General features: G+C 41.6%; 16 protein-coding genes, 11 tRNA genes and 5 rRNA genes (1 of these 32 cut by a window edge). 28 read left to right on the top strand and 4 right to left on the bottom strand.

Annotated elements, in window-relative coordinates; translation table 11 throughout:
* Positions 1-31: 31 nt before the first annotated feature.
* Positions 32-205 carry an IS3 family transposase gene (locus tag AC6I0I_RS11365; RefSeq protein WP_435870589.1) on the bottom strand — a complete coding sequence of 58 codons (174 nt, stop codon included), beginning with the start codon at positions 203-205 and terminating at the stop codon, positions 32-34.
* Positions 206-1,278: 1,073 nt separating this feature from the next.
* On the opposite strand from AC6I0I_RS11365, the gene AC6I0I_RS11360 reads away from it, so the two are divergent.
* The 24 genes from AC6I0I_RS11360 to purB all read left to right on the top strand — a co-directional run bounded on the left by AC6I0I_RS11360 (position 1,279) and on the right by purB (position 19,762).
* Positions 1,279-2,795, top strand: a 16S ribosomal RNA gene (locus AC6I0I_RS11360).
* A 92-nt stretch (positions 2,796-2,887) separates the two neighbouring features.
* Positions 2,888-5,781, top strand: a 23S ribosomal RNA gene (locus AC6I0I_RS11355).
* Between the two features lie 173 nt (positions 5,782-5,954).
* Positions 5,955-6,063: ribosomal RNA gene (gene rrf / locus AC6I0I_RS11350) — 5S ribosomal RNA — on the top strand.
* A 12-nt stretch (positions 6,064-6,075) separates the two neighbouring features.
* Positions 6,076-6,152, top strand: a tRNA-Asn gene (locus tag AC6I0I_RS11345).
* A 9-nt stretch (positions 6,153-6,161) separates the two neighbouring features.
* Positions 6,162-6,238: transfer RNA gene (locus AC6I0I_RS11340), tRNA-Glu, on the top strand.
* Between the two features lie 14 nt (positions 6,239-6,252).
* Positions 6,253-6,328 (top strand) — tRNA-Val (locus AC6I0I_RS11335).
* A gap of 6 nt (positions 6,329-6,334) precedes the next feature.
* A tRNA-Thr gene (locus AC6I0I_RS11330) sits at positions 6,335-6,410 on the top strand.
* A gap of 16 nt (positions 6,411-6,426) precedes the next feature.
* A tRNA-Tyr gene (locus AC6I0I_RS11325) sits at positions 6,427-6,511 on the top strand.
* Positions 6,512-6,519: 8 nt separating this feature from the next.
* A tRNA-Gln gene (locus AC6I0I_RS11320) sits at positions 6,520-6,594 on the top strand.
* A 5-nt stretch (positions 6,595-6,599) separates the two neighbouring features.
* A tRNA-Lys gene (locus tag AC6I0I_RS11315) sits at positions 6,600-6,675 on the top strand.
* A 41-nt stretch (positions 6,676-6,716) separates the two neighbouring features.
* A tRNA-Leu gene (locus AC6I0I_RS11310) sits at positions 6,717-6,805 on the top strand.
* 8 nt (positions 6,806-6,813) lie between these two features.
* Positions 6,814-6,890: transfer RNA gene (locus tag AC6I0I_RS11305), tRNA-Arg, on the top strand.
* Positions 6,891-6,897: 7 nt separating this feature from the next.
* A tRNA-Pro gene (locus tag AC6I0I_RS11300) sits at positions 6,898-6,974 on the top strand.
* Between the two features lie 20 nt (positions 6,975-6,994).
* Positions 6,995-7,070 (top strand) — tRNA-Ala (locus AC6I0I_RS11295).
* Between the two features lie 44 nt (positions 7,071-7,114).
* Positions 7,115-10,008, top strand: a 23S ribosomal RNA gene (locus tag AC6I0I_RS11290).
* A 173-nt stretch (positions 10,009-10,181) separates the two neighbouring features.
* Positions 10,182-10,290: ribosomal RNA gene (gene rrf / locus AC6I0I_RS11285) — 5S ribosomal RNA — on the top strand.
* Together the 16S, 23S and 5S rRNA genes with 11 tRNA genes alongside form the textbook arrangement of a ribosomal RNA operon.
* Before the next feature lie 183 nt (positions 10,291-10,473).
* Complete coding sequence (pyrG, locus tag AC6I0I_RS11280) at positions 10,474-12,078, top strand: CTP synthase (protein WP_262953686.1); 1,605 nt, start codon at positions 10,474-10,476, stop codon at positions 12,076-12,078.
* A gap of 256 nt (positions 12,079-12,334) precedes the next feature.
* Positions 12,335-13,750 (top strand): NAD(P)/FAD-dependent oxidoreductase, encoded by a 1,416-nt coding sequence (locus AC6I0I_RS11275; protein ID WP_161832646.1) that lies wholly within the window; start codon positions 12,335-12,337, stop codon positions 13,748-13,750.
* An 85-nt stretch (positions 13,751-13,835) separates the two neighbouring features.
* Positions 13,836-15,116 (top strand): adenylosuccinate synthase, encoded by a 1,281-nt coding sequence (locus tag AC6I0I_RS11270; protein WP_161832645.1) that lies wholly within the window; start codon positions 13,836-13,838, stop codon positions 15,114-15,116.
* 160 nt (positions 15,117-15,276) lie between these two features.
* Positions 15,277-15,558, top strand: a complete 282-nt coding sequence (locus tag AC6I0I_RS11265) for a hypothetical protein (protein ID WP_161832644.1) — start codon at positions 15,277-15,279, stop codon at positions 15,556-15,558.
* Positions 15,559-15,600: 42 nt separating this feature from the next.
* Positions 15,601-16,185 (top strand): thioredoxin domain-containing protein, encoded by a 585-nt coding sequence (locus AC6I0I_RS11260; protein ID WP_161832643.1) that lies wholly within the window; start codon positions 15,601-15,603, stop codon positions 16,183-16,185.
* Between the two features lie 67 nt (positions 16,186-16,252).
* Positions 16,253-16,945, top strand: coding sequence for a response regulator transcription factor (locus tag AC6I0I_RS11255; RefSeq protein ID WP_161832642.1), 693 nt, complete (start codon positions 16,253-16,255; stop codon positions 16,943-16,945).
* Positions 16,946-16,954: 9 nt separating this feature from the next.
* A complete protein-coding gene (locus AC6I0I_RS11250; RefSeq protein ID WP_262953687.1) occupies positions 16,955-18,298 on the top strand; it encodes a sensor histidine kinase in 1,344 nt (447 codons plus the stop codon).
* Between the two features lie 168 nt (positions 18,299-18,466).
* Positions 18,467-19,762 (top strand): adenylosuccinate lyase, encoded by a 1,296-nt coding sequence (purB, locus tag AC6I0I_RS11245; RefSeq protein WP_161832640.1) that lies wholly within the window; start codon positions 18,467-18,469, stop codon positions 19,760-19,762.
* A 135-nt stretch (positions 19,763-19,897) separates the two neighbouring features.
* On the opposite strand, the gene rbr is transcribed toward purB, so the two are convergent.
* Both rbr and AC6I0I_RS11235 read right to left on the bottom strand, forming a co-directional pair.
* Positions 19,898-20,440: a rubrerythrin gene (rbr, locus tag AC6I0I_RS11240; protein WP_161832639.1), complete on the bottom strand. Its 543-nt coding sequence runs from the start codon at positions 20,438-20,440 to the stop codon at positions 19,898-19,900.
* A gap of 362 nt (positions 20,441-20,802) precedes the next feature.
* A complete protein-coding gene (locus tag AC6I0I_RS11235; protein WP_161832638.1) occupies positions 20,803-20,967 on the bottom strand; it encodes a hypothetical protein in 165 nt (54 codons plus the stop codon).
* A gap of 369 nt (positions 20,968-21,336) precedes the next feature.
* Between AC6I0I_RS11235 and AC6I0I_RS11230 the strand changes: the two genes are divergently transcribed.
* The 3 genes from AC6I0I_RS11230 (at position 21,337) to folD (ending at position 24,335) form a co-directional block, all read left to right on the top strand.
* Complete coding sequence (locus tag AC6I0I_RS11230; protein ID WP_161832637.1) at positions 21,337-21,555, top strand: hypothetical protein; 219 nt, start codon at positions 21,337-21,339, stop codon at positions 21,553-21,555.
* Positions 21,556-22,230: 675 nt separating this feature from the next.
* Entirely contained in the window at positions 22,231-23,460 is a 1,230-nt protein-coding gene (gene glyA, locus AC6I0I_RS11225; protein WP_161832636.1) for a serine hydroxymethyltransferase, read from the top strand.
* 17 nt (positions 23,461-23,477) lie between these two features.
* Positions 23,478-24,335 (top strand): bifunctional methylenetetrahydrofolate dehydrogenase/methenyltetrahydrofolate cyclohydrolase FolD, encoded by an 858-nt coding sequence (gene folD, locus AC6I0I_RS11220; RefSeq protein WP_161832635.1) that lies wholly within the window; start codon positions 23,478-23,480, stop codon positions 24,333-24,335.
* A gap of 17 nt (positions 24,336-24,352) precedes the next feature.
* On the opposite strand, the gene AC6I0I_RS11215 is transcribed toward folD, so the two are convergent.
* On the bottom strand, positions 24,353-25,414 hold the full coding sequence (locus AC6I0I_RS11215; RefSeq protein WP_161832634.1) for a leucine-rich repeat domain-containing protein: 1,062 nt from the start codon (positions 25,412-25,414) through the stop codon (positions 24,353-24,355).
* 333 nt (positions 25,415-25,747) lie between these two features.
* Between AC6I0I_RS11215 and lysS the strand changes: the two genes are divergently transcribed.
* Positions 25,748-26,483: the start of a lysine--tRNA ligase gene (gene lysS / locus AC6I0I_RS11210; RefSeq protein WP_161832633.1), read on the top strand. Its footprint extends 752 nt past the window's final position; only the first 736 of its 1,488 coding nucleotides appear in the window; its start codon is at positions 25,748-25,750; its stop codon lies beyond the right edge, outside the window.

The following is a 26,483-nucleotide window of genomic DNA, read 5'->3' as shown; positions in this document are numbered from 1 at the left end:
GAAAAGTCCTGTTCTAGAATATTATGATGCTCTAAAACAAGTTTTTTAGGTTTTTTATAAGGGTATATTTCTTTTGAATAATCGAGATTAATCCAACCGATTTCATTAATCGCTGAACGCGTTTTAAGCTAATGGAGTGTCCCTCTTTAATCAATTGACGGTGTATCTTAATCGCTCCATATCGACGACGAAATTCAAAATAAATCTGCTTAATTTGTTAAAGTAGGTTTTGATTTTCACGCTTCCGATTCGATTTGATGTTTCGATTGATAATAAGTGCTTCTTGGAAAACTTTAAGACCCCACAAATTTGCTAAATATCATGTTCCCCTTGATGTTGATCAATAAATTGACATAATTCAGATCGAGTTACTTTCTCGTGAATGGGGCCCCCACACGATTTATCTACTCCTTTGGTGGGGAATGGTCATCTGGCGATTGCCGACGGCAATCTATTCTTCAACTGCTAGGGAAACTGTTAATAGCCTTTTTTAAAATTTCATTTTCCTCTTGTAAGCGTAAAATTTCTTGCTTCATACGTTTAAATTTCTCGAGAGTCATTTCAGTATCATCCACTGAAGCGATGGGAGACATTGTTTAATCCATTTGTAAATTGTTACTTCTGAAACGCCTTATTCACGACTAAGGTTTTTGACGGTACGACCAGTTTTATAAAGTTCAACAATCATTGATTTAAATTCAGAATTATATTTTTTTCATAAAGTCGCATTCTTTTATTAAATCTAATGTAACGACTTAATAAAAGGATGTGTCCATAAAACTATACTAGCACCAGATATAAATAATTGCATGTATATGTATAATAAGTAAAGGTTTAATGTCAGTTATATTTTTATTAATAATTATAATATAAACTTATCTAAAATTTTAAAGTTTAATGGGGGGGAGGTAGTATAATTATCAATAAGGTAATAATAGGCTATTAGAAATCATTATTTATGTTGGCATAAAATAAAAAAATATTTGACAACATAGAATCGTAATGGTATTATAAATGAGTCGTCAAAAAAGGCGATGGAAAAGAAAATAAAAAAAGTTAAAAAGTGTTTGACAGAAACGGTTGAACATGATAAACTAGAAAAGTCACCGAGAGAGGCAGACAAGAAATCTTACAAAAAAAGATAAAAAACATTTGACAGAAAAAGTCGAATATGGTAAGATAAATGAGTCGCCAAAAGGCGAGAGAAGTTCTTTGAAAACTAAACAGAACGTCAAGAATCATGAGCGAAAGAAATTTCGCAAGCTAAGGAAACAAACAATTATGGAGAGTTTGATCCTGGCTCAGGATGAACGCTGGCGGCGTGCCTAATACATGCAAGTCGAGCGAACCACTTCGGTGGGAAGCGGCGAACGGGTGAGTAACACGTAGGTGATCTGCCCATCAGACGGGGACAACGATTGGAAACGATCGCTAATACCGGATAGGACGAAAGTTTAAAGATGCTCCTGGCATCACTGATGGATGAGCCTGCGGCGCATTAGCTAGTTGGTGGGGTAAAGGCCTACCAAGGCGACGATGCGTAGCCGACCTGAGAGGGTGAACGGCCACACTGGGACTGAGACACGGCCCAGACTCCTACGGGAGGCAGCAGTAGGGAATCTTCGGCAATGGGCGAAAGCCTGACCGAGCAACGCCGCGTGAATGAAGAAGGCCTTCGGGTTGTAAAATTCTGTTATAAGGGAAGAAAGGTGATAGGAGGAAATGACTATCAATTGACGGTACCTTATGAGAAAGCCACGGCTAACTACGTGCCAGCAGCCGCGGTAATACGTAGGTGGCAAGCGTTATCCGGAATTATTGGGCGTAAAGAGCGCGCAGGTGGTTAATTAAGTCTGATGTGAAAGCCCACGGCTTAACCGTGGAGGGTCATTGGAAACTGGTTGACTTGAGTGCAGAAGAGGGAAGTGGAATTCCATGTGTAGCGGTGAAATGCGTAGAGATATGGAGGAACACCAGTGGCGAAGGCGGCTTCCTGGTCTGCAACTGACACTGAGGCGCGAAAGCGTGGGGAGCAAACAGGATTAGATACCCTGGTAGTCCACGCCGTAAACGATGAGTGCTAAGTGTTGGGGGTCGAACCTCAGTGCTGAAGTTAACGCATTAAGCACTCCGCCTGGGGAGTACGGTCGCAAGACTGAAACTCAAAGGAATTGACGGGGACCCGCACAAGCGGTGGAGCATGTGGTTTAATTCGAAGCAACGCGAAGAACCTTACCAGGTCTTGACATACCATTGACGCCTCTAGAGATAGAGGGTTTCCTTCGGGGACAATGGATACAGGTGGTGCATGGTTGTCGTCAGCTCGTGTCGTGAGATGTTGGGTTAAGTCCCGCAACGAGCGCAACCCCTGTCGTTAGTTGCCAGCAGTAAGATGGGGACTCTAACGAGACTGCCAGTGACAAACTGGAGGAAGGTGGGGATGACGTCAAATCATCATGCCCCTTATGACCTGGGCTACACACGTGCTACAATGGTTGGTACAAAGAGAAGCGAAGCGGTGACGTGGAGCAAACCTCATAAAGCCAATCTCAGTTCGGATTGTAGGCTGCAACTCGCCTACATGAAGTTGGAATCGCTAGTAATCGCGAATCAGAATGTCGCGGTGAATACGTTCCCGGGTCTTGTACACACCGCCCGTCACACCACGAGAGTTTACAACACCCGAAGTCAGTGGCCTAACCGCAAGGAGGGAGCTGCCTAAGGTGGGGTAGATGATTGGGGTGAAGTCGTAACAAGGTATCCCTACCGGAAGGTGGGGATGGATCACCTCCTTTCTATGGAGAAAGAGACGTTCTGTTTAGTTTTGGGAGAATTTCGATTTTCCTGGAATTGATCTTTGAAAACTAGATATCTTCTGAAGAAGAAAAGTTAAGTAATAAAGGGCGCACGGAGGATGCCTAGGCACTAGGAGTCGAAGAAGGACGCGACAAACGGCGAAACGCCTCGGGGAGCTGTAAGTAAGCAAAGAGCCGGGGATATCCGAATGGGGAAACCCGCTAGTGGTCATACGCTAGCACCGTATGGTGAATCAATAGCCATAGAGGAGACAGACCCAGGGAACTGAAACATCTAAGTACCTGGAGGAAAAGAAAGAAACATCGATTCCCCAAGTAGCGGCGAGCGAACAGGGAGGAGCCCAAACCGGAGTAATCCGGGGTAGAAGGACCTTCAGAAATGACTGAACATGATAGCCGAATGGTCTGGGAAGGCCAACCGGAGGGGGTGAGAGTCCCGTAGGTGAAATTGTGTGAAGCAGGGAAGGGATCCTGAGTACGGCGGGACACGAGAAATCCCGTCGGAAGCAACGAGGACCATCTCGTAAGGCTAAATACTACCTAGTGACCGATAGTGAACCAGTACCGTGAGGGAAAGGTGAAAAGAACCCCGGAAGGGGAGTGAAAGAGAACCTGAAACCGTGTGCCTACAACTAGTCAGAGCCCGTTAAAGGGTGATGGCGTGCCTTTTGTAGAATGAACCGGCGAGTTACGATATCGTGCAAGGTTAAGTTGAAGAGACGGAGCCGAAGCGAAAGCGAGTCTGAATAGGGCGAGGAGTACGATGTTGTAGACCCGAAACCGTGTGAGCTAGCCATGAGCAGGCTGAAGGTCAGGTAACACTGACTGGAGGGCCGAACCAGGGCACGTTGAAAAGTGCTTGGATGACTTGTGGCTAGGGGTGAAATTCCAATCGAACACGGATATAGCTGGTTCTCTCCGAAATAGCTTTAGGGCTAGCCTCGATAAGAGTCTACTGGAGGTAGAGCACTGAATGGGTGATGGCCCCACCTCGGGGTACTGATCTCAATCAAACTCCGAATGCCAGATAGATATGATCGGGAGTCAGACTGTGGGTGATAAGGTCCATGGTCAAAAGGGAAAGAGCCCAGACCGCCAGCTAAGGCCCCCAAGTGTCCGTTAAGTGGAAAAGGATGTGGAGATGCACAGACAACTAGGAGGTTGGCTTAGAAGCAGCCATCCTTTAAAGAGTGCGTAATAGCTCACTAGTCGAGTGACTCTGCGCCGAAAATGTACCGGGGCTAAACGGACCGCCGAAGCTGCGGATTGACACGAAGTGTCAGTGGTAGGAGAGCGTTCTAACAGCACAGAAGCAGTACCGGAAGGAGCTGTGGAGCGGTTAGAAGTGAGAATGCCGGTGTGAGTAGCGAAAGATAGGTGAGAATCCTATCCATCGAAAGCCTAAGGTTTCCAGGGGAAGGCTCGTCCGCCCTGGGTAAGTCGGGACCTAAGGTGAGGCCGAAAGGCGTAGCCGATGGACAACAGGTAGAGATTCCTGTACCACTTAATAAACTGAAGGAGTGACGGAGAAGGCTAAGTTGAGCGTGTGAATGGATTCACGTGTAAGCAGTGAGGTGGTCATGTAGGCAAATCCGCATGGCGAAACATTGAGCTGTGATGCCGAAAGCCCGCAAGGGTGAAGTCAGCTGATGTCACGCTTCCAAGAAAAGCTTCTAGGGATAATTTATTAGGTGCCCGTACCGATAACCGACACAGGTAGGCGAGGAGAGAATCCTAAGATGAGCGAGAGAACTCTTGTTAAGGAACTCGGCAAAATGACCCCGTAACTTCGGGAGAAGGGGTGCTTGTGAAAGCAAGCCGCAGTGAAAAGGCCCAGGCGACTGTTTATCAAAAACACAGGTCTCTGCTAAACCGCAAGGTGATGTATAGGGGCTGACGCCTGCCCGGTGCTGGAAGGTTAAGAGGAGAGGTTAGCGCAAGCGAAGCTTTGAATTGAAGCCCCAGTAAACGGCGGCCGTAACTATAACGGTCCTAAGGTAGCGAAATTCCTTGTCGGGTAAGTTCCGACCCGCACGAAAGGCGTAACGATCTGGGCGCTGTCTCAACAAGAGACTCGGTGAAATCATAGTACCTGTGAAGATGCAGGTTACCCGCGACAGGACGGAAAGACCCCGTGGAGCTTTACTGTAGCTTGATATTGAGCACTGGTGACACATGTACAGGATAGGTAGGAGACGAAGAGACCAGGACGCCAGTCTTGGAGGAGTCGCTGTTGGGATACTACCCTTGTGTTACTGGGGTTCTAACCCGTGGCCATGAGCTGGTCAGGGGACAGTGTCAGGTGGGCAGTTTGACTGGGGCGGTCGCCTCCCAAAGAGTAACGGAGGCGCCCAAAGGTTCCCTCAGAATGGTTGGAAATCATTCGAAGAGTGTAAAGGCAGAAGGGAGCTTGACTGCGAGACCTACAAGTCGAGCAGGGACGAAAGTCGGGCTTAGTGATCCGGCGGTACCGAATGGAAGGGCCGTCGCTCAACGGATAAAAGCTACCCCGGGGATAACAGGCTGATCTCCCCCAAGAGTTCACATCGACGGGGAGGTTTGGCACCTCGATGTCGGCTCATCGCATCCTGGGGCTGTAGTCGGTCCCAAGGGTTGGGCTGTTCGCCCATTAAAGCGGTACGCGAGCTGGGTTCAGAACGTCGTGAGACAGTTCGGTCCCTATCCGTCGTGGGCGTAGGAAATTTGAGAGGAGCTGTCCTTAGTACGAGAGGACCGGGATGGACACACCGCTGGTGTACCAGTTGTTCTGCCAGGAGCATAGCTGGGTAGCTACGTGTGGAAGGGATAAACGCTGAAAGCATCTAAGCGTGAAGCCCCCCTCAAGATGAGATTTCCCATTCGAAAGAAGTAAGATCCCTTGAAGACGACGAGGTAGATAGGTCAGGAGTGGAAGTTTGGTGACAGATGAAGCGGACTGATACTAATCGATCGAGGACTTAACTAAATAGGAAAGGCAAAAACGAGCGGTTATCACAGGCAGAAAGTGAAAAGAACTGAGGAATCACGAAGGTGATGAACAGTTATTGAACTTTACCACTGTGATGCGAGAGTTGCCGGACAAGAAGAAGTAAGCAGAAGATATCTAGTTTTGTGAGATTGATAAGATCTGACAGAAGGTCTAGTGATAAGGGCAAGGAGGGCACACCTGTTCCCATACCGAACACAGAAGTTAAGCTCCTTAGCGCCGAGGGTAGTACGCAAGTGCGAGAGTAGGACGTCGCTAGGCCATAAATAAAAAGCCTCAATAGCTCAGTTGGTTAGAGCACTTGACTGTTAATCAAGGGGTCCTAGGTTCGAGTCCTAGTTGGGGCGCCATTAAAAAATGGCCCGTTGGTGAAGCGGTTTAACACACATGCCTTTCACGCATGCATACACGGGTTCGAATCCCGTACGGGTCACCATTAAAAATAAAAGTGGAGGATTAGCTCAGCTGGGAGAGCATCTGCCTTACAAGCAGAGGGTCGGCGGTTCGAGCCCGTCATCCTCCACCATAAAGAGCCGGAATAGCTCAATTGGTAGAGCAACTGACTTGTAATCAGTAGGTTGCGGGTTCAAGTCCTGCTTCCGGCACCATATAATAAAAGAATACGGTGGGGTAGCGAAGTGGCTAAACGCGGCGGACTGTAAATCCGCTCTCTGAGAGTTCGGCGGTTCGAATCCGTCCCCCACCACCACTTAAGAATGGGCTATAGCCAAGCGGTAAGGCAACGGACTTTGACTCCGTCATGCGCTGGTTCGAATCCAGCTAGCCCAGCCAATGATGTCCTGCTAGCTCAGTTGGTAGAGCATCTGACTTTTAATCAGAGGGTCAGAGGTTCGAGTCCTCTGCAGGACACCATTTTTTTAACTGAAAAAGAACACATAAAGCATAGATAAAAAGCCTGGGTGGCGGAACTGGTAGACGCACAGGACTTAAAATCCTGCGGGTGGTGACACCCGTGCCGGTTCGATTCCGGCCCTAGGCACCAACTAAATAGCGCCCATAGCTCAATTGGATAGAGCGTTTGACTACGGATCAAAAGGTTAGGGGTTCGACTCCTCTTGGGCGCGCCATAAAAAACGGGAAGTGGCTCAGCTTGGTAGAGCACCTGGTTTGGGACCAGGGGGTCGCAGGTTCGAATCCTGTCTTCCCGACCATTAAAAAATAAAAAGAGAATGGGGACTTAGCTCAGCTGGGAGAGCGCCTGCCTTGCACGCAGGAGGTCAGGGGTTCGATCCCCCTAGTCTCCACCAAAAAGAATTGATCTTTGAAAACTAGATATCTTCTGAAGAAGAAAAGTTAAGTAATAAAGGGCGCACGGAGGATGCCTAGGCACTAGGAGTCGAAGAAGGACGCGACAAACGGCGAAACGCCTCGGGGAGCTGTAAGTAAGCAAAGAGCCGGGGATATCCGAATGGGGAAACCCGCTAGTGGTCATACGCTAGCACCGTATGGTGAATCAATAGCCATAGAGGAGACAGACCCAGGGAACTGAAACATCTAAGTACCTGGAGGAAAAGAAAGAAACATCGATTCCCCAAGTAGCGGCGAGCGAACAGGGAGGAGCCCAAACCGGAGTAATCCGGGGTAGAAGGACCTTCAGAAATGACTGAACATGATAGCCGAATGGTCTGGGAAGGCCAACCGGAGAGGGTGAGAGTCCCGTAGGTGAAATTGTGTGAAGCAGGGAAGGGATCCTGAGTACGGCGGGACACGAGAAATCCCGTCGGAAGCAACGAGGACCATCTCGTAAGGCTAAATACTACCTAGTGACCGATAGTGAACCAGTACCGTGAGGGAAAGGTGAAAAGAACCCCGGAAGGGGAGTGAAAGAGAACCTGAAACCGTGTGCCTACAACTAGTCAGAGCCCGTTAAAGGGTGATGGCGTGCCTTTTGTAGAATGAACCGGCGAGTTACGATATCGTGCAAGGTTAAGTTGAAGAGACGGAGCCGAAGCGAAAGCGAGTCTGAATAGGGCGAGGAGTACGATGTTGTAGACCCGAAACCGTGTGAGCTAGCCATGAGCAGGCTGAAGGTCAGGTAACACTGACTGGAGGGCCGAACCAGGGCACGTTGAAAAGTGCTTGGATGACTTGTGGCTAGGGGTGAAATTCCAATCGAACACGGATATAGCTGGTTCTCTCCGAAATAGCTTTAGGGCTAGCCTCGATAAGAGTCTACTGGAGGTAGAGCACTGAATGGGTGATGGCCCCACCTCGGGGTACTGATCTCAATCAAACTCCGAATGCCAGATAGATATGATCGGGAGTCAGACTGTGGGTGATAAGGTCCATGGTCAAAAGGGAAAGAGCCCAGACCGCCAGCTAAGGCCCCCAAGTGTCCGTTAAGTGGAAAAGGATGTGGAGATGCACAGACAACTAGGAGGTTGGCTTAGAAGCAGCCATCCTTTAAAGAGTGCGTAATAGCTCACTAGTCGAGTGACTCTGCGCCGAAAATGTACCGGGGCTAAACGGACCGCCGAAGCTGCGGATTGACACGAAGTGTCAGTGGTAGGAGAGCGTTCTAACAGCACAGAAGCAGTACCGGAAGGAGCTGTGGAGCGGTTAGAAGTGAGAATGCCGGTGTGAGTAGCGAAAGATAGGTGAGAATCCTATCCATCGAAAGCCTAAGGTTTCCAGGGGAAGGCTCGTCCGCCCTGGGTAAGTCGGGACCTAAGGTGAGGCCGAAAGGCGTAGCCGATGGACAACAGGTAGAGATTCCTGTACCACTTAATAAACTGAAGGAGTGACGGAGAAGGCTAAGTTGAGCGTGTGAATGGATTCACGTGTAAGCAGTGAGGTGGTCATGTAGGCAAATCCGCATGGCGAAACATTGAGCTGTGATGCCGAAAGCCCGCAAGGGTGAAGTCAGCTGATGTCACGCTTCCAAGAAAAGCTTCTAGGGATAATTTATTAGGTGCCCGTACCGATAACCGACACAGGTAGGCGAGGAGAGAATCCTAAGATGAGCGAGAGAACTCTTGTTAAGGAACTCGGCAAAATGACCCCGTAACTTCGGGAGAAGGGGTGCTTGTGAAAGCAAGCCGCAGTGAAAAGGCCCAGGCGACTGTTTATCAAAAACACAGGTCTCTGCTAAACCGCAAGGTGATGTATAGGGGCTGACGCCTGCCCGGTGCTGGAAGGTTAAGAGGAGAGGTTAGCGCAAGCGAAGCTTTGAATTGAAGCCCCAGTAAACGGCGGCCGTAACTATAACGGTCCTAAGGTAGCGAAATTCCTTGTCGGGTAAGTTCCGACCCGCACGAAAGGCGTAACGATCTGGGCGCTGTCTCAACAAGAGACTCGGTGAAATCATAGTACCTGTGAAGATGCAGGTTACCCGCGACAGGACGGAAAGACCCCGTGGAGCTTTACTGTAGCTTGATATTGAGCACTGGTGACACATGTACAGGATAGGTAGGAGACGAAGAGACCAGGACGCCAGTCTTGGAGGAGTCGCTGTTGGGATACTACCCTTGTGTTACTGGGGTTCTAACCCGTGGCCATGAGCTGGTCAGGGGACAGTGTCAGGTGGGCAGTTTGACTGGGGCGGTCGCCTCCCAAAGAGTAACGGAGGCGCCCAAAGGTTCCCTCAGAATGGTTGGAAATCATTCGAAGAGTGTAAAGGCAGAAGGGAGCTTGACTGCGAGACCTACAAGTCGAGCAGGGACGAAAGTCGGGCTTAGTGATCCGGCGGTACCGAATGGAAGGGCCGTCGCTCAACGGATAAAAGCTACCCCGGGGATAACAGGCTGATCTCCCCCAAGAGTTCACATCGACGGGGAGGTTTGGCACCTCGATGTCGGCTCATCGCATCCTGGGGCTGTAGTCGGTCCCAAGGGTTGGGCTGTTCGCCCATTAAAGCGGTACGCGAGCTGGGTTCAGAACGTCGTGAGACAGTTCGGTCCCTATCCGTCGTGGGCGTAGGAAATTTGAGAGGAGCTGTCCTTAGTACGAGAGGACCGGGATGGACACACCGCTGGTGTACCAGTTGTTCTGCCAGGAGCATAGCTGGGTAGCTACGTGTGGAAGGGATAAACGCTGAAAGCATCTAAGCGTGAAGCCCCCCTCAAGATGAGATTTCCCATTCGAAAGAAGTAAGATCCCTTGAAGACGACGAGGTAGATAGGTCAGGAGTGGAAGTTTGGTGACAGATGAAGCGGACTGATACTAATCGATCGAGGACTTAACTAAATAGGAAAGGCAAAAACGAGCGGTTATCACAGGCAGAAAGTGAAAAGAACTGAGGAATCACGAAGGTGATGAACAGTTATTGAACTTTACCACTGTGATGCGAGAGTTGCCGGACAAGAAGAAGTAAGCAGAAGATATCTAGTTTTGTGAGATTGATAAGATCTGACAGAAGGTCTAGTGATAAGGGCAAGGAGGGCACACCTGTTCCCATACCGAACACAGAAGTTAAGCTCCTTAGCGCCGAGGGTAGTACGCAAGTGCGAGAGTAGGACGTCGCTAGGCCATAAATAGAAAAAGCAAGGAATAATTATTTTTCCTTGCTTTTTCTATATTAGTTTATAAATATTTCTTATTGTATTCTTAAAATATATCTGATAATATATTTAAGAGCCCTAAAATTTGCTCTCCATTGCGGAGGGCTTATTTTTTTATCTAAGACAAAAACTATTAGCGGAGGAATAATAAATGACAAAATATATTTTTGTTACAGGCGGAGTTGTTTCATCTTTAGGAAAGGGGATTACGGCATCTTCTCTTGGACGATTACTAAAAAATAGAGGCCTTAAAGTATTTATGCAGAAATTTGACCCTTATATTAATGTGGATCCTGGAACAATGAGTCCTTATCAGCATGGTGAAGTTTTTGTAACAGATGATGGGGCAGAAACTGATTTAGATTTAGGACACTATGAACGCTTTATTGATGAGAATTTATCACAAAATTCTAATATTACAACTGGTCGAGTTTATTCAAATGTAATTGATAAGGAGCGACGTGGGGAATACTTAGGTGCTACGGTTCAGGTCATTCCACATATTACGAATGAAATTAAGTCTAAGTTAATTGCCGCTGCTCAGGACAGTGATGCTGATGTGATTATTACTGAAATTGGTGGAACGGTAGGTGACATTGAGTCATTACCTTTTTTAGAGGCTATTCGACAGGCCCGTAAAGATTTTGGTTATCATAATACGCTATATATTCATAATACATTGGTTCCTTACTTAAAGGCGGCGGGTGAGATTAAAACAAAGCCTACGCAACACAGCGTAAAAGAGTTACTATCGTTGGGTATCCAACCAGATGTTATCGTTTTACGTACAGAGGTGGATATAGAGGATCATGTAAAGGAAAAGATTTCATCATTCTGTAATGTTCCTAAGGAAGCAGTTGTACAGGCAATTGATGCGGAAATTTTATATGAGGTTCCAATGCATTTAAAGGCACAGGGATTAGATGACTATGTTTGTAAACATTTTGGTATTGATGCTCCGGAAGCGGATATGACTGAGTGGGAGCAGTTAATCGATACGGTACGTAATTTAAATGGTGAGGTTTCTATCGCACTTGTTGGTAAATACGTTGCATTACCGGATGCTTATTTATCGGTTGTTGAGGCCTTAAAACATGCTGGATATCACTATGGGAAGAAAGTTTGTATTAAATGGGTTGATTCTGAACGTGTAACAGAGGAAACTGTAGATGAAATCTTTGCTGATGTAGATGGTATTTTAGTTCCTGGAGGATTCGGTAACCGTGGAGTTGAAGGGAAAATTTTATCTTGTCAATATGCACGTGTAAATAACATCCCTTATTTTGGTATATGTATGGGTATGCAAATTGCAGCAATTGAATATGCTCGTAATGTTGCAAAGTTAGAAGGGGCTAATTCAACAGAGTTTGACGAGGATACTCCACACGCAATTTTTGATTATTTACCTGATCAATATGAAGGAATTAAAATGGGTGGAACGTTGCGTTTAGGATTATATGATTGTTATGTTAAGGAAGGAACAAAGGCTTACGAGGCATACCAATCGGTTAATGTTAAGGAACGTCACCGTCATCGTTATGAGTTTAATAATCAATATAAAACAATTTTAGAAAATGCGGGATTAGAGTTTTCGGGTATCAATCCGCAAACCGGATTAGTAGAAATTATTGAAATTCCGGATCATCGATGGTTTGTAGCAGGACAATTTCATCCAGAATTTTCATCACGTCCGCAGAAACCACAACCATTATTCCGTGAATTTATTAAGGCGACAATTTCTAAAGGATTAGAGTAATTATCAATTATAGTTAGGGGATTATCCTATTGAGTTAGGTTAATTACCCTAATTTTTTTATTTTTAGGGATTACAGATAGTCAGTTGTTTGGTATAATATTAATGTTCAATTTTAAATATAAAGGTGAAAATTATGAAACTGACAAGTATGGAGACTAACTTAATAGGTTTATTATATATTTTATAGCACGCTATGCTCGCATAGGGTGCTTTTTTGTTGGTATATACCAGACTTGTTTAAAGGAGTGTTTGCTGGATGAATAGTTATGATGTGATTATTGTTGGTGCAGGACCGGCAGGAATTTTTGCCGCTTATGAGTTGTCATTAAAGAATAAGGATTTAAAGGTTGCGTTGATTGATAAAGGGCTAGATATTTACCGACGTCGATGCCCAATACTTGAGCATAAAATAAAGAAATGTCCAGTGATTAAAGATCATGTAGGTTGTATGCCGGCGTGTTCTATTACGAATGGCTTTGGTGGGGCAGGGGCCTATTCAGATGGTAAATTTAATATTACACATGAGTTTGGTGGATGGATGACAGATTATTTATCAAACACTGAAGTAGAAGATTTGATAGAATACGTGGATAATATTAATTTAAAGCACGGAGCAACTAGTGATATTACAGATCCAACGACTGATAAAGTTCGTGAGATTGAGAAACGTGGTTATGCTGTAGGATTGAAATTGTTACGTGCGAAAGTTCGACATTTAGGGACGGAACAAAATTTAGAAATATTAAAGAGTATTTATGAGGAAATGAAAGATCGTGTGGATTATCATTTTAAAACTGAAGTTAAGGATGTCATTGTTGAAAACAATGAAGTTCGCGGTGTGGTCCTTGCAAATGGAGAGACAATGAAAGCAAATCAAGTTTTCTTAGCTCCTGGGCGTGATGGATCAGTTTGGTTAAAAGATGTGATGCGTGGTCAAAAAATCCCAATGAAGAATTTACAAGTCGATATTGGGGTACGTGTTGAAACTTCGGATATTGTTATGCAAGAGATTAATGAACATTTATACGAAGGAAAGTTTATGTATCGTACGAGTGTTGGAACAGTAGTTCGAACATTTTGTTCAAATCCATCAGGACATGTTGTAGTGGAAAATCATTCAGGAACGATGTTGGCGAACGGTCATGCTTATAAGGACCCTAAACTTGGAAGTAAGAATACTAATTTTGCTTTATTAGTCTCTCATACGTTTGAGGAGCCTTTCGATCAACCGAATGAATTTGCACATGAGGTGTCTCATTTAGCAAATAAGTTATCAAATGGTTCGATTATTGTGCAGAAGTACGGGGATATTTTGAAGGGAAGACGTACGACGCCTAAACGATTAAAAGAAGGATTTGTTGAACCAACACTTAAGGAGGCTGTCCCAGGTGATTTAGGATTAGTGCTTCCATATAATACGATGAAGTCATTAATTGAAATGACGGAAGCTCTTGACCATGTGACTCCAGGTATTGCTTCTGAGCATACGTTGTTTTATGGTGTAGAGGCAAAGTTCTACTCTGCCCGTCCTGAAATTGATAATAAATTCGAAACAAAGGTAAAAGGTTTATTTGTAGGTGGCGATGGGGCTGGTGTGACTCGCGGACTGGCGCAGGCAGGAGCGAGTGGTGTTCTAGTAGCACGTCATATCTTAGACCGCTATGAGGCATAGGGTTGATAAAATAAATTTATTAGGAAAGTTTCTAAGATATTGTAGTAAATATTAAATTCTATTATAAAAAAAGGTGGTTATTGATATGGTAAAAACAGTAGTAGTTGTAGGAACACAATGGGGAGATGAAGGAAAAGGAAAAATTACGGATTACTTGGCTCAACGTGCAGATATTGTAGCGCGTTATCAAGGTGGAAACAACGCTGGACATACGATTGAATTTAATGGACAACAATTTAAGTTACGATTGATTCCTTCAGGAGTTTTCAATTCGGAGAAGGTTATTTTAGGAAATGGGATGGTTATTAATCCTGAGTCATTATTAGAGGAAATTGCATATTTGAATGATGCTGGAATTAGTACGGATCATATTCGTATTTCTAACCGTGCCCATGTTATTTTCCCATATCATATTGAGTTAGATGGTCTTCAGGAAGAGTTAAAAGGGGATCAAAAGGTTGGGACAACTAAACGTGGAATTGGGCCATGTTACGCAGATAAATATGCTCGTATCGGAATTCGTATTGGAGAATTAATGGATAAGGAAGTATTTGCGACTCGCTTGAAGGAACAATTAGAGGCGAAGAATGAGATTTTAGCTAAGTATGGAAAGACGACATTCTCGTATGATGAAATTTACACTAAATATTGTGAGTATGCAGAGATTATTCGTCCATACGTAACGGATACTTCATATGAATTAGACGAGGCATTTAATGAAGGTAAAAAGGTATTATTTGAAGGTGCACAAGGAGTTATGTTAGATATTGATCACGGGACATATCCGTTTGTTACGTCATCAAATCCTTCTGCAGGGGCTGTAACAACTGGATTAGGTGTAGGTCCAACGAAAATTGAGGAAGTGATTGGGGTTGTAAAAGCTTATTCAACACGTGTTGGTGAAGGAGCGTTCCCAACTGAAATTGAAGGTGAAACTGCAAACCGTATTCGTGAGATTGGACGTGAATATGGAACTGTAACAGGTCGTCCTCGTCGTATTGGATGGTTTGATAGTGTAGTTGTGTCTCATACTCGTCGAGTAAGTGGTTTAACAGGAATCTCTGTTAATTTATTAGACGTTTTATCAGGACTTGACACATTAAAAATTTGTACAGCATACGAATTGGATGGAAAGGTAATTAAGTACGTACCTTCAACAATTAAGGAATTTGAACGTTGTATTCCTGTTTACGAGGAGATGCCAGGTTGGCAAGAGGATATTACAGGTGTAACTTCATTTGAGGAATTACCAATTGCAGCGCAAAATTACTTACGTCGCATTGAAGAGTTAATTGGAGCTAAAGTAGCTATTTTCAGTGTTGGACCAGATCGTGAGCAAACTATTTTATTAAAAGAATTATTCTAATTGGGGACAATTTTTAATTTAGATTTTTCGTTTTTATTAAAGAGTGAGAAGGCATTAATTGTATCAAAGTGGGATTTTTATAAGAAAAAAGCGACGCATTTTGCGTTGCTTTTTTTTAGCTTTGATGTAAAATAGTGGTATAAAAGGAGGTTGTTATGGGATGAAGAAATGGTATTATATTATTTTTTTAGGGTGTTTGTTTTGTTTTAATCAGGCCTTCAAATCATATGTTGAGTTATACGGATTATTAGAAGGGGTTTTTGTGGGGTTAGTGATTGCCTTTTTGTGTAAATTAGCATTTAATGTTGTGACGAAGACGATTATTTTTATTGCGATTGTGTGCGGGTTATTAGTATTTTTAATTTCTTCAGGTTATTTAACACTTCCAGGAGAACTGATGAATCTTTTTAACCTTTCACATATATTTCATAGTTTTTTCTAATATTTGAGTTATAATAAGAGAGGAAGTAAAGGAGTAGTTATTATGAAGAAAATTTTAATTGGATTAGTAGCAGTTGTTGTTATTGCGGTCACGGCTAACTTCCTATTTCCATCAGTTAATTCATTGGCTGATTTAAAAAGGATTGATTATCGAGATTCATTCAGTCAGAAGGAATCGGAGTATTATGTTTATTTTTATCAAGAAAGTTGTCCACTTTGTTTGCAATTTAGTCCCGAGTTAGTGGCGGCTTATAATGATAATGGAGCCCCAATTTATGTAGTTGATATGGCAGCCGATCAAAATGTTGGTGCTTGGTATGATTGGGATGCACATAAAAAACAGTATACGAAGGTTATTGGTAAGGTTGAAAATGGAGTACAGGTATTTAATGAGGGTGAATCGAGTGCAAAATATCCATCAAATGAAGGATGGGTCATTTCTGTAAAGGATAACAATGAGATTGTTGCTTATAATGATACGCCTATGAATAATCGTTTGCCACAGTCTGCCGAAGAGATTCAAGTATCCGGGACGCCAGCATTGCTTAAGATTAAAGATGGAAAGTTCGCGGGATATGCTGAGGGAGTGGCTGAGGCGCGACAATTGTTAGGAACATATAAAAAATAAATGAGCTAATCTTGCTTTAAAAAAAGCAAGATTTTTTATAATATAAATAGTATAAGAGGTGAAGAAGATGAAACATATTTTTGTAATAGATGATGATGCAAACATCAGACAGTTAATTTTAAGGTATTTGGAAAAGGAAGGTTATCGTGTGACGACGTTTGAAAATGCGGACACGGTATTAGAGGCTTTTAATGCGATGCAGCCAGACGCCCTAGTTTTGGATATTATGATGCCTGGGACGATGGATGGACTTGATTTATGTAAAAAGATTCGAATGGTGAGCCAGGTTCCAATTATTTTTGTTTCTGCAAAAGATGAGGCGGTTGATCGTATTATTGGGCTTGAATTAGGGGCAGATGATTATTTATCTAAGCCATTTAGTCCTCGTGAGTTGTTGGTTCGATTAAAGATTATTTTTCGTCGAATTGAACCGGTGGTGATTAATGAGGTGGAGACGAGTATTTATCAAATTAAGGATATGAAGATTGATGACTCGAAGCGTGTTTGCACGGTGAATGATGTGGAGATGACGTTAACTAATAATGAATATATGTTACTAGCTTATTTGGTGAAAAATAAAAATATTTCATTTACTCGTGAAAATTTGATTCAGAATATATGGGGATACGATTATGTGGGGGAATCTCGCATGATTGACGACTTGGTAAAACGCCTTCGTAAAAAATTAAAAGCGATGAATGCTAAGGTGGAAATTACTACAGTCTGGGGTTATGGTTATCGAATTGATGATAATAATTAGGTGTGAATGATGAGATTAGATCGCAAATTATTTTGGAGTTACATTATTACCATTTTAATTGCCATTTCCACATCGTTTACGTTGTTTACTGTAACGTCTAATCAGTTTTTATCATATCGATTGTTAGATAGTATGAAAAAGGAAATGGATTTAATTCAAGAAAATTTGATGGTTTATAATACAGGTTACTTTCAACCAGGTGTTGTCATTCGTAATCACATTATGCAACTGGTGGAGTCGGAGTTAATTATTATTCAGGATAATGAGACTGTTTTTTATGAAAATAAGGCAATCCTGGATGATTTACAGACTTATGGAGTTGAGAGTACCTATTTCAAAAAGCACTATTTAATGATTTCAGGTAGTGTTGAGGTGATGGACTGGAAATTTGATATTATTTTATTAAGAGATAAAGGAACGGTTGTTGATTTAAATCGCTTGAATTTAAGTATTTTATTTATTACTTCATTAGTGAGTATGTTAATTGCGGCATTTTTTGGAGTTTATGTACAAAATAATATTTCTAGACCGATTCATTTATTAAAGAATAAGATTCGTAATTTTCAGGAAAATTTAGAGGCACCAGAGGTGACGATTTATACGGGAGATGAGATTCAGGAATTGGATGAGGATATTGTCCGCATGGCCAAGGCTATTGTTAATAATGACCGAAAACGCAAAGCATTTTTTGAGAATACGTCTCATGAGTTAAAAACGCCGCTCATGAATATTCGAGGATATGCTGAGGGGCTAAAGGATGGTATTTTCTCGATTGATGAGGCTGCGGACGTGATTTCTAAAGAAAGTGAATCTCTTCGAACGTTGGTAGAATCAATTTTATATTTGTCTAAGCTTGAAGATGCGACTCATGATCGATATCAATTACAAGTTGTTGATTTAAATGTCTTCTTAGATGGATTTTATCATAAGATGGCAGGTCTTGTTGCGGACAAAGGGTTAGAACTTCGCTTGAATTTAGATCGATCTGTCTTTGTCAAATTAGATGATGATAAGATGATTCGCGCGTTATCTAATATTATTACTAATGCCGTTCGTTATGCAAAGACGATGATTTCTATTACGACAAAGATTGATGAGGACTGGGTGGAAATTCGTTTATTTAATGATGGTCCCCAAATTAAAGAGACTGATTTACCGTATATTTTTGATCGTTTTTATAAGGGTGATAAAGGTCAGTCAGGACTTGGCCTGTCTATTGTGCAAAGTATTATTACGACTCATCAGGGAGTAATTGAAGCGTTGAATGTTGAGAATGGAGTCTGCATGAGTGTAAAGTTACCTTATGTTAAGCCGTCTAATAAACGGCGATCAAGTGAAGTGAAGAAGGGCTGAGTCATGATTGGCGATGCCCTTTTTTATATTGGGACGCAATTCTTGCTTATCAGAGGTACGTTTTCATCGGGGAATCTGGTGTAATTTTCAAAATATTTGTTTGTTTGATTAGAAAATTTAAGTTAAAATAGAAGGGTAAGTAAAATAGGATAAGGTGGGAGTTTACGCATGATTAATCGTTATTCGCGCCCTGAGATGGCGGCTATTTGGACAGAACAAAATAAGTTTGAAGCCTATTTAAAGGTTGAAATTTTGGCTTGTGAGGCTTGGGCTCAATTAGGGCATATTCCGATGGAGGATGTTGAGAAGTTATGGAAGAATGCTTCTTTTGATCTTGATCGAATTTATGAAATTGAACAAGAGACTCGTCATGACGTGGTTGCTTTTACACGAGCGGTGAGTGAAACATGTGGTGAGGAGAAGAAATGGGTTCATTATGGATTAACTTCGACTGATGTTGTTGATACGGCCAATGGGTATTTATTAAAACAAGCAAATGATATTTTACGTGAAGATTTAAATCGCTTTATTCAAGTGTTAGGTGAAAAAGCGAAGAAGTATAAACATACCGTTCAAATGGGACGTACGCATGGGGTTCATGCTGAGATTACGACATTTGGATTAAAGTTAGCGTTATGGTATGAGGAGATGAAACGAAACCAAGCGCGTTTTGAAGAAGCGGCACGTGCTGTTGAATGTGGTAAAATTTCTGGTGCGGTTGGAACACACGCCAATATTCCATTCTTTGTTCAAGACTATACATGTGAGAAATTAGGAATTGATTCAGCGAAGATTTCAACGCAAACATTGCAACGTGATCGACATGCAGCTTATATGTCAGCTATTGCCTTAATTGGGGCATCAATTGAAAAAATGGGGGTTGAGATTCGCCATTTACAACGTACAGAGGTTCGTGAAGCCGAGGAGTTTTTCCGCAAAGGGCAAAAGGGATCTTCAGCAATGCCTCATAAACGTAATCCAATTGGTTCTGAGAATATGGCAGGGTGTGCACGTGTATTACGTGGATATATGGTTACAGCTTACGAAAATATCGCGCTTTGGCATGAACGTGATATTTCACACTCATCAGCAGAACGTATCATTATGCCAGATGCAACAATTTTACTTGATTACATGTTAAATCGTTTCACTAACTTAATTGATAATTTAACGGTTTATGAAGAAAATATGTTAGAAAATATTAATAAAACGCATGGAGTTATTTTCTCTCAACGCGTGATGTTAAAATTAATTGAAAAAGGATTTGTTCGTGAGCAAGCTTATGACCTTGTTCAACCAAAAGCGATGCAAGCTTGGGAGAATCGTCAATCATTCCGTCAATTATTAGAGTCTGATGAAACAGTGATGAGTCATTTAACAATGGCAGATTTAGATGACTGTTTTGATCATACGTACCATTTAAAATCAGTTGATGGAATCTTTGAACGATTAGGATTAGAATAGTTATTAGTGATGGGTTATTAAAAAGAGTAGCTTCGATTAGATTCGATGCTACTCTTTTTCAGTTAGTAGGAGAGATGATGCTAAAAGAGAAAATGTGGATAACTTTATTTAAAAAGTTATCCACATTTTTAATGATTAGTAGTTTACTGAACGAATTTCGAAGTGTGCTTGATCATATCCACAGACTGGACATTTTTTAGGAGCCTTTTTACCGTAGTGGATGTGACCGCACTCTTGACAAATCCATGATGTTTCTTCTTCTTGAGCGAAGACTTTATCTTCTTCAATGTTTTGTAATAACTTTAAGTAACGCTCTTCGTGTTCCTTCTCAATGTTACCAACCATTTCGAAAAGAGCAGCGATACGTTTGAAGCCTTCTTCGCGAGCTTCTTGTGCAAAGGTTGCATACATGTCTGTCCATTCATCATGTTCTCCCGCTGCAGCATCGCGTAAATTTGTTTGGGTATCAGCAACTTCACCTTCATGTAAGAATTTAAACCAAAGTTTAGCATGGTTCATTTCATTATGAGCGGTCTCTAGGAATAAGTTTGCAATTTGTTCATATCCTTCTTCACGTGCTTTAGCCGCGTAGAAAGTATATTTATTTCGAGCCATTGATTCTCCCGCGAATGCGTGCATTAAGTTTGCTTCAGTTTTAGTACCCTTTAAATTTGTCATGCTTAAAATCCCCCCAAGATTACTTTAATATCTAGTCCTAACATAACCTACTGCGAGATAAAACGCAACGGTCATTTCTTAGATTTGATTGACAAATGGTTTGTAATGAGAGTGATTATTAATAGAGGTGAGATAAAGGGATAATTTATCCTATATCCTCCAATTTTATGCTCAAAGCTGACAGTCTAGGTGCGATTAATTTTAGAATTTGATTTTATTTGACTTATGAATGAATTCTTGATATTATTTTTATGAGATCAGTATGGAGTGGTGTGATTCGGCAGCCCACTATATAAAAAATAAAGAGTCGAGAAAAAAAGAGCCTCACGGCTCTTTTTTTATATTTTTATTAAATAGACTCTTTAGACGATATGTTGACAAATAAACACGAAGAAAAGAATTAGCGCTATGCTCGCTAAAGAGACATTTAATTTTTTCATTTTTCGTGGTCCAACTTCCGGGGCAAACCAAAATAAGTTGTCCATGATGTTAAATAAGGTTTGAATTAGGTCATCGATAAATTCCATTGTGTGCTCCCCTATTTTGGTATGTTAGAATTTTATTATATGTGTAAAAAGTTTAAAAAAATGTCGGAATAAAGTAGTAATTTTACTTTTTAATATATTTATTGTGATTGACGGTATATTTCTCACGATTATGGGAAAAGTAGTGGTGTAGAGTTTTACGGAATGGTTATTGGGCAGCCACGAAGTGCTCAGGTGATGGTTGGTAAGGGCTGAATATGAGAATTGATGTTCAGTGGTTATTAGCTATTAGAAATTCTGCAATTCAAGTACCCTCTTGTAAGAAATAGTTCTTATGACAGGGTACTTTTTTGATTGACTAGAATATTTTTGGGGAATATACTGGGTTAAATAAGTGGGAGGGGAATATTAGTGAAAGTGATTAACTTTATATTGATTTGTTTAACCATTTTGATTGGGATATCTATCTGGATGGGATACGATGGGAATGTTCCGCTTTTGCTTTTAGTTGTAGCAGGATCGCAAATGGTTAATGGATGGGATCGCTATCGTAAAAATAGGGGAGAAGCGATTGTTTTATTTTTGCTTGCTGTGTTCTTGATGGGAGTTGCTATAAATTTAGTAGAATAATAAGTGAATGATGGATAAAAAAAGAGTAGCGGGGAAAGCTAGTTTTGTAGAGTTTTACGGAATGGTTATTGGGTAGCCACGAAGTGCTCAGGTAACGGTCAGTCATCACTAAATATTAGAGTTGATATTTAGGAGTGGTTGATTGTTAGGAATTCTACGAATGAAGTGCTTTGTTGTAGGAAATAGTTCTTATGGCAAGGCACTTTTTTGTTAGAAAAAAATAAAAATTAAATCATGCGTGTAGAGTGAATAAAAAAAGAGTAGCGGGGAAAGCTAGTTTTGTAGAGTTTTACGGAATGGTTATTGGGCAGCCACGAAGTGCTCAGGTGATGGTCAGTCATCACTAAATATTAGAGTTGATGTTTAGGAGTGATTGATTGTTAGGAATTCTACGAATGAAGTGCTTTGTTGTAGGAAATAGTTCTTATGGCAAGGCACTTTTTTTTGTTTGGAAAAAATAAAATGATAAGGTTAGTTGAGTCGTTTAGAGAAAAATTCTAATTTCATAGAACGGATAGTGGTGATGGTTCAGTGATTAACTTCAGATTAATTTTGTAAAATGGGGTTGAAATTTTTTATTAATAGAGTAGGAAGAGAAATAAAGGGGATATGATTTGGTGATTTAGTGTTTTTATGGCACAATGGAATTAGGACGTTGTTAGGAGGGATTTGTTGATGAAAGATCAAGCGATTTTTAATGCCTTAGCGCAAGAGTTGAAGCGTCAACGTGAAAATGTAGAGTTGATTGCTTCGGAGAATTACGTGTCACAAGAAGTGATGGATGTTCAAGGTTCTATTTTAACGAATAAGTATGCCGAGGGATATCCATCAAAACGATATTATGGCGGATGCGAGTTCGTTGATCGTGTTGAAGAAATTGCGCGTGAACGTGCAAAACAACTATTTGGAGCAAAGTTTGTTAATGTTCAACCTCATTCAGGTTCTCAGGCAAATATGGGAGCGTATCGTGCGATTTTAAAACCAGGTGCAAAAGTGCTAGGTATGAATTTAAGTCATGGAGGGCATTTAACACATGGCCACCCTCTTAACTTTTCAGGAAAAGATTATGAGTTTTATGAGTATGGTGTAGATGAAAAAACAGAAATGATTAATTATGAAGTTGTGCGTCAAATCGCCTTAGACGTAAAACCACAATTAATTGTAGCGGGAGCTTCGGCGTATCCACGTCTTATTGATTTTAAAAAATTCCGTGAAATTGCGGACGAAGTTGGAGCATATTTAATGGTGGATATGGCCCACATTGCTGGATTAGTTGCAGCCGGTGTGCATCCTAATCCAGTAGAGTTTGCTCATGTTGTCACGACGACGACGCATAAAACATTACGTGGTCCTCGTGGAGGAATGATTTTGACAAATGATGAAGAAATTGCGACAAAATTAGATAAAGTAGTGTTCCCTGGTATTCAAGGTGGCCCATTAATGCATGTAATTGGTGCGAAGGCTGTCTCGTTTTTTGAAGCTTTGTCAGATGAGTTCGTGGACTATCAAAAACAAGTCGTAAAAAATGCAAAGGTCTTGTCTGATGAATTAACGAAACATGGTTTACGTATTGTATCAGGAGGAACAGATAATCATTTGCTTCTTGTTGATGTAAAATCTAGTTTTGGTTTAACTGGAAAAGTAGCGGAAGCCGTTTTAGATCGAGTGGCGATTACGTGTAATAAAAATACGATCCCATTTGATACGGAGAAACCTTTTGTGACGAGTGGTATTCGTTTAGGAACGCCAGCGATTACAACGAGAGGATTTAAAGAGGCTGAAATGGTGGAGTTAGCGGGATATATCGCAAGAGCTTTACGTTCAGTTGATGATGAGAAAGAGTTAGAGGCTATTCGTGAATCTGTTCTTCAGTTAACGAGTCGCTTTCCTTTATATGATGCCTAAGGGGAGGTTGCGAGATAATGTCTATATTAATTGATGGGAAAAAGGTTTCAAATGATTTAAGAGCTTCTATTTCCCAGGAAACCAAAAAGTTTATAGAGAAAACAAATGTTCGCCCTCATCTTGTAGTGATTATTGTAGGAAAAGATCCGGCGTCTATGACGTATGTTCGTAATAAGAAGAAGGCGTGTGAGTCGGTAGGGTTTGAATCGACAGTGATTGAATTACCTGAACAAATTAGTGAATCAGAGTTATTAAAACAGATTCATCAATTGAATCAAGATGAAACGGTACATGGTATCTTGGTGCAACTACCATTACCAAAGCATATCGATGAAGAAAAAGTGATTCAAACGATTGCTGTTGAAAAAGATGTAGATGGTTTTCATCCTTACCAAGTTGGGGCACTAGTCCTCGGATTGAATGGACTACGCTCTTGCACACCAGCGGGAGTGATTGAATTATTAAAAGCCTATGACATTCCGATGGTGGGACGCCATGCTGTGATTGTTGGTCGGAGTCAAATTGTCGGTAAGCCACTGATTCAAATGTTGTTGAATGAAAATGCAACAGTGACTGTCTGTCACTCAAGGACTAAAGAATTGAGTGAGTTTACAAAACAGGCTGACTTGTTAATTGTGGCTATTGGACAACCACAGTTTATTACGGCTGATATGGTTAAAGAAGGGGCCGTTGTCGTTGATGTTGGAATTAATCGTTTAGAGAGTGGGAAGCTTGTTGGGGATGTGTTGTTCGATGAAGTTTCCGAGAAGGCGAGTTATATAACTCCAGTTCCAGGTGGTGTTGGTCCGATGACAATTACGATGTTATTGCGAAATACGTTGAAGGCTGCAGCAAATCAATTAGGTTTAAAGTAGAATAAAAAAAGAAGTCATTAATCAATGACTTCTTTTTTATAGGGCTGGATAGCTTCCCCGTCAAAGGATCCTTCTTCCCATTCAAAGGAGACGAAGCCTTCTAGGTTAGAAATATTTTGCCATGTGATGGTGTTTGTTTGGGGGTCATACGTGTAGTTTGGATGGATAAGCGGGGGGATTTTTTCGCCGTTTTTATTGGTGATTGGATTCATTATTGTAAGTGTTGGCCCTTGAAAAGTTAATTTAGGTAAAGTAACTCGTTGATTTTCGAGCGATTCGTGATGGAGTGAGAGTGGGAGTAGAGGTTGGAGGTCGGTGACGCTATTTTCCTCTAAGTTTAGGCAGACAAGGTTAGGCATTGTTTTTGGGTTAATGGGAGTGACATCGCTAATGTCATTATAATTTAGGCTAAGAATGGTTAGATTTTTTAGGGTGATATGACTTAGGGGAGACAGATCTTTGATTCCAGTGTTATCGAGGTAAAGTTCTGAGAGTTGTTCGGCGTTTTTAGGGAGATGATCGAGTTTTTGAATGGGGTTGCCGATTAAAATAAGGGAGAGGGAATTTAAAGAATTATTTTTTAGTAGGGGAGAACAATCAGTGATGTGATTATATTCTAGAAAAATGGATGCGAGATTAGGAAGGGGGATATGCTGTAGAGGGGAGAGGTCGGTGATCTTATTATTGTTGAGATAAATGGTTTTTAGGGTTTGTAGATGAGCTTGCTTAAGTGGAGAAAGATTTTCGATTTTGTTATAGCCAAGGCCGAGGTCTGTTAGCCTCGGAAAGGTGAGTTTGGCAAGCGGTGAAAGGTCAGAGATTTGATTATCATTTAGTTGGAGTTCGGTCAGATGGTCGGTGACGAGCTGTTTGAGTGGGGAAAGATTTGTAATGAGGTTGGAGTCTAGATATAGTTTTTGAAGATGACGGCAATGTTCAATTCCATCAAGTGATTGGATTTGTTGATGGGAGGCATCGAGTACGGAGATGGTTTGCAGGGTACTTTGTGTGAGAGGCACGTCAGGGCCTAAGGTGTTTTGAATGACTTGTTTAAGATAGGGGTCTTTGATGAGTGACATGGTGAATTCTCCTTTTTGTTTGTTAGTTTGTGGGGGGAAAAAGAGTTTGATGCATACAACAATGGAAACGTTATCTGTAAGGGGTTGCTTTTTTGGTGATGGAGCTTTATAATGGGGATTGGATAACCATATAGTGTTTGATGATTGAGGGGTCTAGTTTTTAAGGTTAATGTGGTTATTTATTTGAGGAGGAAGTAGTATCACGATATGATACTACTTTTTTTATGGGATTTGAATATTTTTGTGGGAAATGGTCAATAATTAAGACAAAATATGCGTTTGCGTGTTATAATGAAAAAATGAAAAAAATAGTTATATAGATGGAGTGATTCGATGTCGACAACTGAAATTAATGATCAATTACAGGTTAGACGCGATAAAATGGAGGATTTACGTCAGCACGGAATTGATCCATTTGGACAAAGATTCGACCGTACTCATTTATCTTCAGAGTTAGTTGAAGAGTTTGATGCGTTTTCTAAAGAAGAATTAGAAGAAAAGCAAATTGAAGTTGCTGTAGCGGGACGTATTCGTACGAAACGTGGAAAAGGTAAAGCTGGGTTTGCTCATATTCAAGATGTTAAGGGACAAGTTCAAATTTATGTGCGTCAGGACGCCGTTGGTGAAGAGGCTTATGGTTTCTTTGCGAAGGCTGATTTAGGTGATATCGTTGGAGTGCGCGGAGTCGTGTTCAAAACTAAGGTTGGTGAGTTATCAATTAAGGTTAAAGAATACATCCCACTTTCAAAGGCGCTACGCCCGTTACCTGAGAAGTACCACGGATTAACGGATGTTGAAGAACGTTACCGTCGTCGTTATGTTGATTTAATTATGAATGAGGAAAGTAAGCAAACATTTATTACACGTACACGTGTGATTACTGCAATGCGCCGTTATTTAGATGGGTTAGGTTATTTAGAAGTTGAAACACCAATTTTACATACAACATTAGGAGGGGCCGCAGCTCGTCCATTTGAAACACATCATAATACATTAGATATGGATTTATATTTACGTATTGCGACTGAGTTACACTTAAAACGCCTACTTGTTGGTGGATTAGAAAAGG

It is taken from the genome of Turicibacter sp. St.80E1, assembly GCF_059728495.1.
Note: the sequence above shows the minus strand (reverse complement) of the source record. Positions and strands in the feature narration are given on the sequence as shown.